This window comes from uncultured Shewanella sp. (assembly GCF_947491715.1).
Classification (GTDB): Bacteria; Pseudomonadota; Gammaproteobacteria; order Enterobacterales; family Shewanellaceae; genus Shewanella.
Genome location: NZ_CANLKR010000021.1, coordinates 70870 through 83644 on the forward strand (window position 1 = coordinate 70870; position 12775 = coordinate 83644).

Consider the following 12775-nt stretch of genomic DNA (forward strand, 5'->3'; position numbering starts at 1 on the left):
GTTTCGTTATTTACAAATAAAAACTGAATTTAATCACACTTTCAGCATAAAAAATCAATTTAACCTTTCCAATCAGAGAAATACTTCACAAAAATGATAAAGTGACACTTGCCAAAAAAATGACTCTCTGTTAAATTTTATGGGTTACTCAGGGTAATATTGAGCGAATAACGCTTATAGCCGTACTTCTCACAAAAATGAAGTACGGCTTTTTTCTTCCTGATAGGCTATACCTAATTCAACCCTGTTAAATAATAGGCTATTTGCCTCATTTCATCATAAGATTTAATGGCTCGAGTTTCGACACGATACTTGCCATTGACAATTAATGTTGGTACTCCCACTATCTCAGCATCTTTGACAGCTTGCTTCATTTGCGCCACTTTACTAGTAACCATAAAAGAGGCTGCTGCCGCATCAAATTCTGCACTATCAATCCCGTTGTCAACAAAAACTCTTTTAATGTCATCTAATTGTGTAAAACGAACCCTTTCTTTATGTACCGCACGAAATAATGCCCCCTCTATCACCTCTTCAACATTCAGTAGTTGAGCAATAGCAAATGCTTTCGTCATTTCTTCTCCCATCGGTCCGCCCACTGCAGCAACTTGTACTTGTTTGAAACTCACCCCTTGAGGGAGCTGCGCTTTCATTTTGGGTATTTCCATCTGAGAAAATTGATAACAGTGTCCACAATAAAATGAGAAAAAACTGGTAATTTCAGGCGTTAAAGATGCCTTTTCACGAATAGCGGTGTAATGAACACCTTCTTTGTAGTCTGCTGCTAATACATTCAACGTCATGAATAACAAGGCCACTATGAACCAAAACATCTTTTTCATTATATGCTCTCAAAATATCCAAATAACTAAAAGTCAATCATCACTTTGATCGCTGTGTATCCAAGTGATAATGGCTAATTCATTTAGGAATCAATAAAATAAGGACACAATATAAAAGATTGAATAGCGTTAGGCTGTTAGACAAATAGATAAGATAAAAAAGAAGCCAAATGGCTTCTTCTTATCGAGTAACAAGAGGTTAAACCAAAATACTTATTTCAAGGAGGTGAGATAAAATGCAATGTTGAGCATGTCATCATAAGATTTAATTGCACCAGTTTCGACACGATACTTACCATTCACAATCAATGTAGGCACCCCCTTAATCCCTGCATCTTTCGTTTCACGCACCATTTGTGCCATTTGTGCATTGACCATAAAAGAGTTGGCAGCGGCATCAAATTCAGCCCCATCAACGCCATTAGCAACAAATAATGCTCTGACATCATCTAGACTGGTAAAACGCTGCCTTTTGTCATGAATAGCAGAAAATATCGCAGGCTCAATTTTGTCTTCAACTTTTAACAGCTGAGCCACGGCAAAAGCCCGTGCCATGACATCACCCATGTTCACGCCACCTTTACCTTTACCACCTAAAAAGTCAACTTGCACTTGCTTGAACGTCACACCAGTGGGTAAACGCTTCTTAATTTTTGGCACTTCCGTTTTTTGAAAAGTATAACAATGGGGACAATAAAAAGAGAAAAACTCCGTAATTTCAGGCTTGCTCGTGGCAGGACCTTGATTGATCACTGTATAATGTACACCTTCTTTATATTTGGATGCTACTACTGGCTTGGAAGCATCAGGTTTAACTGGCGCAGTATCAGCGATTGATAGCAAAGGGGTCATAAGTAATGCCACTGCAATAAGTAATGCTTTTTTCATGCTTATTCCTTGTCAACTTCAAATAAAATAATGTTCAATAGCAGCATATCATAGTGTGCTTTGCACTGTATTTCAAAACCGTAATAATATATTACTGACTACGTCAACTGGGCTTTAGTCTTGAGACATTAGTACTGAGGCATTAAACTCAGTGGCGGCTCATTCAATGCAGCAAGTTGTTCTTTAAAGGCTAAAATTTGCTGTTCCCAATATTTATCCTGACCAAACCAAGGAAAATTCATAGGAAAAGCAGGATCAGCCCAACGGCGACTCAACCAAGCGTTATAATGTAACATACGCATCGCGCGCAATGGTTCAATCAACGCTAACTGCCGAGAATCAAAATCACAAAACTCTTCATAGGCCTCTAATATGACTTCAAGTTGCAGCATTTGTTGCGATCTGTCCCCCGAAAGCAACATCCAAAGGTCTTGAATGGCAGGTCCCGTTCGAGCATCATCAAGATCAACAAAGCTCGGGCCATCATTAGGCGTCCATATAATATTACTGGGATGTAAATCGCCATGTAATCGTATTTCGGATACCTCAACGCTTTCCCATATCACAGTCGCTTTAGCGAGCACTTGTTCAACAATGGTAAAATACGCCTCCCTTAATCCTTCAGGGACATGACCGGATGCTTTTAACCAAACTAATGAATCATTGCCTAATAACTGCGGCGACATCCTATCCCTATATTGAAAAACAGCTTGGGATGAATACTGGTGAATACGTCCAATAAATCGTCCCGCCGCTTCGAGCTGATCAAGATTATCCACTTCAAATGATCGCCCACCAATAGAAGGATATAACGCAAATTTAAACCCGTCATACACATGTAAAGATTGGTGATTAATCATGACAGGCGTGGCAATAGGCACTTCTTCCGCGACTAAAGCTGCCGAAAAGTCATGCTCCTCTTGAATTTGCTCTGCGCTCCAACGTTCAGGTCGATAAAATTTAACCACATAGCGTGCGCCGCGATCGCACCGAAATTGATACACTCTATTTTCATAACTATTCAGTGCCAGTAGTCCCGTTTCTGGATAAATACCTAAAGATTCTATGGCCGTTAAAATAAGATCGGGTGTTAATGCTTGATAATGAAACTCACTCTGTATTGGCATACTTGTCACTTGTTTATTCATGTTAGTTCTCGCTCATCACATAAGGCTTTAGGCACCCAGCCAAATAGGTAAGTACCTCAATATCTTCTTCTTTTGAAACCGATAACCAACATATATCACCATAGAATTCATAATGTAATTGCAACTGGCAACCTTCGAAATCCAACAGCCATTGATGACGATCGGCCCCCCATTGACGCTCAATAATATGACAATCTAATTGCTTGACCAATGGCTGGGCAAAGTCTGAAAAATGCTCAAAGTCCACATCAGCTAAAATAGATAAACTTAACTGCACTTCATTAAGCTGTATTGCTTTTATTCTCATTTTACTCTTCTCAACTACTGCAAGACAGAATAATTCCTGCCTCATCATGGGTTGGTTCTCTGGCGTAATCAAACATGTCAGCTTGCTCATCAAAAGGGCGTCGCAATACTTGAGACAATTGCTTTAATTTAGCCTTGTCCCCCTTCTCGCTATGGCAAAAATACTCAAAATGACCAAATCGTATATGGCTCTTCGCCAATCTCACTGTTATTGCCGCTGTCTCTTTCGTTTCACGCCACACGGCCGTTTCAGATCCTATCACAGCCAAAGCACGTGTCGTGGGCACATGTAAATGATGTAATGCTTCTGAAATCAAAAATTCTCGAATGGCAGAGCGCAACACGGCTCTTCCATCACCATGTCTTGAATAAGGCGTTATCCCCGCTCCTTTTAACGCCACATCCCAGCCCCCCAAAGGACCTTGCGCCTCGCCAATAATGACTGAGTGCCCATCATCCAACTGAGGTGAATAGCCACCAAATTGATGGCCCGAATAAACTTGAGCATAATAACAAGCTCCATCAATAGGCTCATTACCCGATAACTGTAGCAGTAAATGATTAGTGGGCTGAGAAAGGCCAATTAAGTGAGCAGCAGCATCACTCCACCCTACCCATGGAGGATCCTGCAAACCTTGGGGTGTGACTTTCGAATAAAAACCGGGTAACTGAGTAAAGAAATCTTGCTTAAGCTGCATGAAGAACACCGAAAAAAAAACTCAGCCACAGTATACCCGATAAGCTAATGATCCCGAATAACGGACTCGCAAATCATCATTATTTTATTTGCTTAAGTTTGGCTTTTTCGATACGGCTTTTACGGCCAGAAAAACCACTCACTGTGCCGTCAGTCAGTCCATAATCAATCGCTTGCTGACAAATTGCAATGGCCTCATCAAAATTTCCCTGATCATTAAGTAAAGTCGCCAGCTGCATAAAACTGACACCTTTTAAATCTAGCAAAGATTCATCTCTACTGATCTTCTCACATAAACGCAAGAAAGCAGGGGATAAGCTCACTCCAAAATCAACATATTCTTTATCTTGTTTCTGTTTATAGCATTCGGCAATTGCCGCTATCATCGCTTTATATTCATCTTCCAATATTTCGGCTTGCTCAATACTATCAACATGCTTCTTAAGCCGATCACTCGCTTTAGCAAAAAGCATAAAGGTTTTTTTCTCTTCAACCGTCAATGGCTCAATACCTAAGTAGTCCTCCCCCTCTTCAGTCAAAGGAGTCGACATACCTTGTGGTTTTTCGTTAAATTCAGAAACCTCATCATTGACTGTCGCCTCGGGTGTCGAAACCGCTTTATTCCGCCTATAAAGATAAACCCCTATCAATACAATAATAATGATGGCAATAATTTTCATTCTATCTTCCTTGGATCAATTAAACGCAAGTAATCAAAACATATATAAAAATATCAACTATAAAAATCATAGTATATTGTTTAAAATAATCAGCTAACAATCATCATACAGTTGAAACTTTATTGCCAACTTCCCTGATGACGGAACAAATCTCTTATTAATCAGTCATAAGTATAAACAGCTGAACATTACTTATGCTAATGTTTATATTGTGGTTTTTATTTAAAATGATAGGAGATTTAAACCTATGATGACATTACGCTCATAATGAATGAATTTAATCAGTTTTTCTCTCAAGCCTATCTATGGCTCTCCTTACTCGGTGGACTGCATTGCGTTACACTCTTTATTTATATACGCTTTGTCCATAGAGTACCCTCAAAAGACCACAATTTATTAGCCTGGATAATAGGACTCATCGCTTTTTACTTTTTAACGGGAATGATCAATAAACACAACGCACCGCTCCCTATTAATATATTATTTACACTCCTCATTCCTATGTATTTTTTACTCATGCCATTAGTGTATTTATATTGTAAAAGAAATGTAACTGAAACGAGTAATAATGACTTAAGTTGGAAACATTTCTACCCTGCTGTGACTATTGCCACATTGGTTATTTTAACTTTGAGCTACCATTGGCTTATACCGATAAACTTAAGCACTCATCTCTTCAGTAATGTCTGGATAGATCAAAAATTTAATATTATTTTCTTTGTGTTCCCCGGTTTATTGAGCCTTCAAGCAGCTTTCTATTTTATATTAATATTCAACCTATTAAATATATTTCCATTTGAAAATAGATCATTTAAAAATCCAGAGTTAAGTCAAATAAAATTTAAATGGTTACTCATCCTCACTTTCGCGCTCATAATGAACTGGTTAGTAAGAAGTCTTTTGATCATGCTTCCTTTTTATACAGGCGAGAGTATTAGTGTTTTTAATTTACTCTTATCTCGAATAATATTACTCATTTCTTTATACATACTTGCTTTTTATGGCTTAAAGCAAATTACTGATCTTACCTATCTGAAAAACCAAAAACGATCGTCCCCTCATCCCATCCGGCCTTCAGCAACGGCAAAAGAGCTGTTACTCACTGAAGAGGAACTCGATTTTATACATCAAGTCATGAATGAAAATAAGTAGCAGATATTAACAAACAATTATTCAACATATTGACGTCAATGAAAAAAAATAATTTTTATCTCTGAACCAGAGCTTGCAAGGTTCAAAATACACTTAGCTATGACTATTTTTTAAACAACAAATATTCATTTTTAGCTTAGCTGTGCGTATGCTTTAAGTTCACCCTTTATTTTGGAGATAGCAATGAAACACCTTATGTCAAAAACGACTTACCTATTCTTGATGATATTTGGTCTCTTTTTCACAGCACAAGCGTTAGCTAACGATAGCAGCAATGAAAACGATTGCTACCAAATAGATAATTCATACCAAAAAGCCATATGCAATTTCAAAAAAGCAAAAGAAACCCGTCAATTCTTTAATACTGCCTATGGCTACGCACTCTTTCCTACAGTCGGTAAAGGCGGCTTTGTTGTTGGAGGTGCCTACGGTGATGGCCATGTATACAAAAATGGCAAGATCACTGGCGACACTAGCTTGACGCAACTTTCTGTCGGCTTTCAGCTTGGTGGACAAGCTTATAGCGAAATTATTTTCTTCCAAAATGAAGCCGCTTATCAGAAATTCACCAGTGGTAACTTTGAGTTCAGCGCTCAAGCTTCCGCCGTCGCCATTGTTATTGGTGCTAATGCTCAAACCAGCACTACAGGCAATTCAGCCAGCGCAGGGAAATCTGCCGCAGCCGCTTCTTATGTAAACGGCATGGCCACTTTTACTGTCGCAAAAGGTGGCTTAATGTATGAAGCCGCATTAGCAGGGCAAAAGTTTACTTTCGATAAAAGAGACTAACCTTTTTAATACGAAAGATATCCACTTTCAGTCACCATTTAAAATAAAAAGCCAGCTGAGCACTCGACTCAACTGGCTTTAATAGGCTCAACTTTACCTTTGATGTTTAGGTGTTGTTCCCCAAGCATTACTTTTGGTTTGACGTTTAATATGTGGCTTTTTGTTCTTACTGCTACCTTCAGCTGGAGTACGAGATTTTTGCTTCTTATCACTGCCTTTCGAGGCAAACTGGTCTGCCGAAAAACGGGTTAATCCTTGCTTACCTTTAACCGCAGCCTTAGGCTTATGACGCTGCTGTTCATGGCGCGTTTGCGCAGGCACTAAACAATTCGCGCCATTACCTATCAAGTGCGCTTTATCCATTTCAACGAGTGCCTCTCGGATCAGTGACCACCCAGCAGGATCATGATAACGTAACAAAGCTTTATGTAATCGACGTTGTCTGCCTTTTTTCGGTACCGAAACCGTTTCACTAGTATGCTTAACATTTTTTAGTGAATTCAGTTCAGTATGGTAAATTGTTGTCGCGTTAGCCATAGGAGAAGGATAAAAATTCTGCACTTGATCAAGTTTAAATTTTTCACCTTTCAACCATAATGCCAAATTCACCATATCTTCATTAGTTGTGCCTGGGTGAGCAGAAATAAAATAAGGAATTAAATACTGTTTTTTACCCGCCTCTTGCGAATACTTATCAAACAGTTCTTTAAACTTATCATAAGTCCCCATCCCCGGCTTCATCATCTTACTTAATGGGCCTTCTTCGGTATGTTCCGGCGCAATTTTTAAATACCCTCCAACGTGATGTTTAGCCAGCTCTTTCACATAGCGGGGATCTTCAATGGCTAAGTCATAACGCACACCCGATGCAATCAGAATTTTTTTAATGCCCGGCACATCTCGCGCCGCGCGGTAAAGATCTATTGTCGCTTGATGGTCAGTATCTAAATGACCACAAATGGATGGGAAAACACAAGATAAACGACGACACGTTTTCTCCGCTTTTTCACTCTTGCATCCTAAGCGATACATATTCGCAGTCGGCCCACCTAAATCAGAAATCACTCCGGTAAAACCAGGGACTTTGTCTCGGATCTCACCAATTTCACGCACAATAGACTCTTGAGAGCGACTTTGAATTATCCGCCCTTCATGCTCTGTAATAGAGCAAAATGAACAGCCACCAAAACACCCACGCATGATATTAACTGATGTCTTAATCATGTCATAAGCAGGAATTTTGTCATTACCATAAATAGGGTGCGCAACGCGTTGATAAGGTAAATCAAATACAGCATCCATTTCATCGGTATTTAATGGCCATGCAGGAGGATTTACCCATACCGCTCGATCTCCATGGGGCTGATATAAGGCTCTAGCACATCCAGGATTAGTCTCTTGATGCAAAATGCGTGAAGCATGAGCATATAAGTATTTATCTTGTGTTACTTTTTCAAAAGCAGGCAATAATACGTAGGTTTTTTCCCAAGGTTTAGGGCGTGGGGGCTGAACGCTAATAGCTTTCGGTTTCTCGTTATCAAATACTTTAACATCGCTTGGGCCTGATAAATTGCTGCAACCCACATCATCTGCCCCATAAGGATTCGCTAATGGCTCAATTTTATGCAACTGATCAAGCTTACGTGAATCCATTCCTCGCCACTGTGATAATGGCGCCTTACGCAACACAGCCGTACCACGTATATCATTTAATTCAGCCAAAGGCTCGCCCGCAGCAATTCTATGTGCAATTTCAACAATGGGTCTTTCAGCATTGCCGTACACTAAAATATCCGCTTTTGCATCAAACAATACACTACGACGCACTTTATCTGACCAATAATCGTAATGGGCTATTCGACGTAAACTCGCCTCTATCCCCCCAATCACCACAGGGCTGGTTTTATAGGCTTCTTTACAACGTTGGGTATACACAGTGACCGCCCGATCTGGCCGCTTACCGCCAACGTTTCCAGGCGTATAAGCATCATCATGGCGTAATCGACGATCAGCAGTATAACGGTTGATCATCGAATCCATGTTGCCTGCTGTGACGCCAAAAAATAAATTAGGCTGTCCTAATTGCATAAAATCAGCCTTATTTGACCAATCAGGCTGAGCAATAATACCGACTCTAAACCCTTGTGCTTCGAGCAAACGCCCAAGCACCGCCATGCCAAAACTGGGATGATCGACATAAGCATCGCCCGTCACGATAATGATGTCACAGCTATCCCATCCAAGTTGATCCATCTCCTTTCTGGACATAGGTAAAAAGGGAGCAGTGCCATAACACTCTGCCCAATATCGAGGATAGGTAAATAAGGTCGATTCAACTTGCATGAGATAAGAGCCTAATAATCTAATTCAGAGCAGAAAAACACACAGGCCTTTCCCCTCAGGGAGGCGAATTATACACTGAAATAAGAGTGATCCCAAATATCGCCCCTCCACGAAAAGATCTCTCAAGCCCGAGTACCGACTTACATTGGATCAAAAAATTGAATGCAATTAACAACAGCTAAGCCCAACATGACTATCCAAGTAAGTAGTGTTCCCCAGTAGCGACCGAAATGAGCTCCTCCTTTACCCAGAATCAAACCGGCTGCATGTAATAAACGAGAAAAAATCCACACGCTACCGAAACAATGTAACAAGGTAGGCGACATACCATTCATTTCCGTCGCCATCATCAAAATCAGTGTCAAAGGGGCATTCTCTAACAAATTACCGTGCACTCGAGTGGCTATGAGTAATGTCGTATTGTCCTCGACACCGACACCTATTTTATGTTCACTCCTTAATCTAATAACTCGGTACGCAAATATAATAACCAGTAATGCAGTCAAACTGGCATAAAAACCTGTAATAGCAAGTGACATGTCTATCCCTCTTAAAATTATTTTATTTCAAACTCAATCAATTTAAAAATTAAGTTAATGATATTAACAAATGCTTTCTCCTTTTTAGCGTAAATAGGGTAATATCACCAACCTAAATAGCAAGCAATTAACACCGACTTTTAATTTATCGTCGGGATCCGCATCACAACCTTTCTTTGTAATAGTGAAAAGCAGCAGTGGATAACGAACAATTTCTAAAAAAACGTAAATTTATCATAAGATTAGGAAAGGCTTTGCATAAGTTTGGTACTCCAGCATACCGACTCGAAGCTCACTTACAATCAGTATCTCATTTATTGGGGATTGAAGGCTATTTTTTGATATCACCCACTAACATGACATTCGTATTACAAAATGATACGGATCAAGAATATAACCATGTGGCTCGCGTGAATCCTGGCGAGTTGGATCTCGGTGCGTTAGCAAGAACAGATGAATTAGTCGAAGAGCTCCTTTCTGGCAGACGCAGTCTCAGTGAAGCCCTAGAAAGGTTAGAAGAAATTAGTAATAAACCGAATCCTTATGGAGTTGGACTCACTTTTCTAGCCTATGGTACCTCAGCTGGCGCATTTGCCATGTTAATGGGAACCAGCTGGAGCGATGTTTTCACTTCCGCCATTCTTGGGTTTATGGTTTATGGCTTAGTCTACCGGGCTGAACGTTCTTCACGCATGGCCGAAATGCTCGAACCACTCGCAGCGATTTTATGTGCCATTTTCGGCTGTGCAATGGCACAATTTGATCCCCATATTAATATTCCTGTCGTCATTTTATCCGGTATTATTATCTTTGTACCTGGTCTAGCGCTAACTCTAGGACTCGCGGAGCTCGCCGCACGAGATCTGATTTCAGGCACCGCTCGAATCATGGACGCTGGCATGCTGCTCTTTAAGCTTTATTTTGGTGCTATTTTAGGTATGGCCATTGCAGGGGCACTGTTTGAGCCAGCTCCTTTTATGGAACCTGAATCCCTCCCCCAATGGGCGATTTGGTCAGCAGTTCCAATACTTTCTATGGCCTTAGTCATTATTTTTAAAGCACGTATGAAAGATTCTCCATGGGGAATTTTAGCGGGTATTGTCGCCTTTTTCTCTTCAATGCTCGGTGCAATTTATTTAGGAGAATCTATTGGCATTTTTTTTGGCGCACTCATTGTCGGAATTTACTCTAATCTCTTTGCACGCTGGATGAAAGCCCCAGCTTCTATCGCACTATTACAAGGCATTGTCATTCTCGTTCCAGGCAGTAAAACCTATATCGGCCTTAACACATTAATTTTGGGTGAAACCATGCTAAACCAATCGCATATTGGTACCCAGATTTTTCTAATTTTCATGTCATTAATCGCTGGACTCATTTTTGCCAATGTGGCTGTGCCTCCACGACGTACTTTATAATACACCTAATTTACTTAGTCCATTGAAGCTCCCTCAATGGACATAAAGCTAAAACACTCTTCTCTAATCCTTTGCACCTTCAAAAATGGGAAAGTCAGCACTGTATTTCATTTTTTCACTTCATAATGCCCACGACAACTTGACTAACCCGTGTTTTACATCTGTTATTAATAAACATAATAAGATAAATCACACAGACTCTCACATCGATGACAGACTATCACCAGCAAGGAGGCGGTCTAGCCATGAGGCATATATCATTAAATGTATCTACCGCTATGGCTTTGCTCTTATTTTCATCAAAAGCTTATGTCCAAGACACCCCTTTCTCCGATAAGCATTCAGACAAAAAGACTAAAACAGTATATAATCAGCATATTAATGATTCACCGAACATAGATAATACGGATCCCAATAAAAAAATTCATATCAATAAAGTTGTCATTAAAAGCAATAATATCTTTGATACATCAAAACCTGATACCTTCTTTATTCACCGTTGGGCCAATTATTTACACATTAATACTCGAGATTGGATCATACGTAAAAACCTCAATTTTAATGAAAATAGTGAGGTCACCTTAAAGCAATTGCAAGAAGCACCTAGATTATTAAGGGCAGAACCCTATCTGCGCGATGCAAAAGTGACTCTTTCACCTCAAGATCCCAGTGTTAACGACACCGAAAAAGGCCAAAGTGTCCTCGTTGAAACATGGGATAATTGGTCTTTATTACCCACCGCAGATTTTGGCAGTAGTGGTGGCAATACCAGTACTTCAGTCGGAATTAAAGAAGATAACTTACTTGGACTAGGAATAAAAACACAATTTAAATACAGTTCGGATATCGACAGAACAGGTTATAAATTTGAGGTAGAAACCCCCGTTTATTTTTTAAGGCATGCAACATTAACCACCAGTTTTTATGATAACGACGATGGTCAAGCAACCGAAATTTTCTTTAATAACCCCTTTTACTCTTTAGAAACAAAGCAGATGTACTCGGCTCAATATATCGATGATTTATTAACTGATACTTTAAGACAAAACGGAGAAGAAGTTAATGAGTTTAAACAGCAAATTAATTATTATGAATTACAATATGGTTGGCTACTCCATAAAGACGATACTGAACTATCTCGCTTTATCATAGGCGGAACAAAAGATAAAAATGATTTCACCCACACAGATGACTATCCCGATTCACAACTCCCAAAAAATAGAGACTTCCTTTACCCTTGGATAGGCTACGAATATATTCAAGATGATTATAAAGTCTTAAATGACATCTATTTAATAAACAAAAATGAAGACTTCAATTTAGGCTGGTACCATTATGCTCAATTCGGCATTGAAACAACAGATTTAGGGGATAATTTACCTGTTGGATTTCATCTAGAATGGCTTTCAAGCCGAGGTTATGAACAAAATGACCACCTTTACCTACTTAATTTTTCTGGGTATAGCGATCTTGCAACCAGTCAAAAAGACTACTTCCAGCTCAATGCCACAGGTGAACATTTCTACCACATCAACCCCAAATTTACGCTCTATAACAAGCTTAGACTCAGTACTTCACAAAATCATTACTATGATGAGCCCTTTGCATTAGGAGATAGTACTGGACTTCGTGGATATCCCGATAATTATCAATGGGGTAACAACCAATGGTTAATCACCAATGAATTACGCTATTACCCTAATATCAACCTCTATCAATTAGCTGAATTAGGCTGGGCTGCGTTTACCGATATTGGCCAAGCTTTTGGCGGGGATGATGAAAATAATGAAGTTTCTGGCCCTATAGGGGTATTTGGAATTGGTGCAAGAGTTTATTCATCCAAATCCAGCTTTGGTAATGTCGCACACATCGATCTTACCTTTCCTTTTACCCGTGGTGAAGACGTCAATGCTGTCGAGGTTCGCTTTTTAGTTAAAAGTCATTTTTAATCTTCCCCAGTGTGTGTGATATAG

General features: G+C 39.6%; 11 protein-coding genes and 1 pseudogene. 4 read left to right on the forward strand and 8 right to left on the reverse strand.

What is annotated here, in order from left to right; genetic code table 11:
* Positions 1-233 precede the first annotated feature (233 nt).
* From Q0779_RS14850 to Q0779_RS14875, 6 genes and pseudogenes are all read right to left on the reverse strand, one after another.
* Positions 234-842 carry a thiol:disulfide interchange protein DsbA/DsbL gene (locus tag Q0779_RS14850; protein ID WP_298773664.1) on the reverse strand — a complete coding sequence of 203 codons (609 nt, stop codon included), beginning with the start codon at positions 840-842 and terminating at the stop codon, positions 234-236.
* Between the two features lie 213 nt (positions 843-1055).
* A complete protein-coding gene (locus tag Q0779_RS14855) occupies positions 1056-1730 on the reverse strand; it encodes a thiol:disulfide interchange protein DsbA/DsbL (protein ID WP_298773665.1) in 675 nt (224 codons plus the stop codon).
* Positions 1731-1858: 128 nt separating this feature from the next.
* Positions 1859-2878, reverse strand: coding sequence for a serine/threonine protein kinase (locus Q0779_RS14860; RefSeq protein WP_298773666.1), 1020 nt, complete (start codon positions 2876-2878; stop codon positions 1859-1861).
* A gap of 1 nt (position 2879) precedes the next feature.
* Positions 2880-3185 (reverse strand): DUF3630 family protein, encoded by a 306-nt coding sequence (locus tag Q0779_RS14865; protein WP_298773667.1) that lies wholly within the window; start codon positions 3183-3185, stop codon positions 2880-2882.
* A gap of 139 nt (positions 3186-3324) precedes the next feature.
* Positions 3325-3882, reverse strand: a pseudogene (locus Q0779_RS14870) (protein adenylyltransferase SelO family protein); the annotation flags it as partial.
* A 79-nt stretch (positions 3883-3961) separates the two neighbouring features.
* Positions 3962-4561 carry a hypothetical protein gene (locus tag Q0779_RS14875; RefSeq protein WP_298773668.1) on the reverse strand — a complete coding sequence of 200 codons (600 nt, stop codon included), beginning with the start codon at positions 4559-4561 and terminating at the stop codon, positions 3962-3964.
* Positions 4562-4828: 267 nt separating this feature from the next.
* On the opposite strand from Q0779_RS14875, the gene Q0779_RS14880 reads away from it, so the two are divergent.
* Complete coding sequence (locus Q0779_RS14880; protein WP_298773669.1) at positions 4829-5713, forward strand: hypothetical protein; 885 nt, start codon at positions 4829-4831, stop codon at positions 5711-5713.
* A gap of 183 nt (positions 5714-5896) precedes the next feature.
* Positions 5897-6502 carry a lipid-binding SYLF domain-containing protein gene (locus Q0779_RS14885; protein ID WP_298773670.1) on the forward strand — a complete coding sequence of 202 codons (606 nt, stop codon included), beginning with the start codon at positions 5897-5899 and terminating at the stop codon, positions 6500-6502.
* 93 nt (positions 6503-6595) lie between these two features.
* On the opposite strand, the gene Q0779_RS14890 is transcribed toward Q0779_RS14885, so the two are convergent.
* Both Q0779_RS14890 and Q0779_RS14895 read right to left on the reverse strand, forming a co-directional pair.
* Positions 6596-8845 carry a YgiQ family radical SAM protein gene (locus Q0779_RS14890; protein ID WP_298773671.1) on the reverse strand — a complete coding sequence of 750 codons (2250 nt, stop codon included), beginning with the start codon at positions 8843-8845 and terminating at the stop codon, positions 6596-6598.
* 140 nt (positions 8846-8985) lie between these two features.
* A complete protein-coding gene (locus tag Q0779_RS14895; RefSeq protein ID WP_298773672.1) occupies positions 8986-9384 on the reverse strand; it encodes an MAPEG family protein in 399 nt (132 codons plus the stop codon).
* A gap of 197 nt (positions 9385-9581) precedes the next feature.
* On the opposite strand from Q0779_RS14895, the gene Q0779_RS14900 reads away from it, so the two are divergent.
* Together Q0779_RS14900 and Q0779_RS14905 are read left to right on the forward strand one after the other, a co-directional pair.
* On the forward strand, positions 9582-10802 hold the full coding sequence (locus Q0779_RS14900; protein WP_298773673.1) for a threonine/serine exporter family protein: 1221 nt from the start codon (positions 9582-9584) through the stop codon (positions 10800-10802).
* Between the two features lie 209 nt (positions 10803-11011).
* The gene (locus Q0779_RS14905) at positions 11012-12751 is read left to right on the forward strand and encodes a ShlB/FhaC/HecB family hemolysin secretion/activation protein (RefSeq protein ID WP_298773675.1); all 1740 of its coding nucleotides are present in this window, start codon (positions 11012-11014) and stop codon (positions 12749-12751) included.
* Positions 12752-12775 lie beyond the last annotated feature (24 nt).

Coding starts and splice junctions, on each gene's coding strand:
- Q0779_RS14850 (WP_298773664.1), bottom strand. CDS start 842: ATGAAAAAGATGTTTTGGTTCATAGTGGCCTTGTTATTCATGACGTTG.
- Q0779_RS14855 (WP_298773665.1), bottom strand. CDS start 1,730: ATGAAAAAAGCATTACTTATTGCAGTGGCATTACTTATGACCCCTTTG.
- Q0779_RS14860 (WP_298773666.1), bottom strand. CDS start 2,878: ATGAATAAACAAGTGACAAGTATGCCAATACAGAGTGAGTTTCATTAT.
- Q0779_RS14865 (WP_298773667.1), bottom strand. CDS start 3,185: ATGAGAATAAAAGCAATACAGCTTAATGAAGTGCAGTTAAGTTTATCT.
- Q0779_RS14875 (WP_298773668.1), bottom strand. CDS start 4,561: ATGAAAATTATTGCCATCATTATTATTGTATTGATAGGGGTTTATCTT.
- Q0779_RS14880 (WP_298773669.1), top strand. CDS start 4,829: ATGAATGAATTTAATCAGTTTTTCTCTCAAGCCTATCTATGGCTCTCC.
- Q0779_RS14885 (WP_298773670.1), top strand. CDS start 5,897: ATGAAACACCTTATGTCAAAAACGACTTACCTATTCTTGATGATATTT.
- Q0779_RS14890 (WP_298773671.1), bottom strand. CDS start 8,845: ATGCAAGTTGAATCGACCTTATTTACCTATCCTCGATATTGGGCAGAG.
- Q0779_RS14895 (WP_298773672.1), bottom strand. CDS start 9,384: ATGTCACTTGCTATTACAGGTTTTTATGCCAGTTTGACTGCATTACTG.
- Q0779_RS14905 (WP_298773675.1), top strand. CDS start 11,012: ATGACAGACTATCACCAGCAAGGAGGCGGTCTAGCCATGAGGCATATA.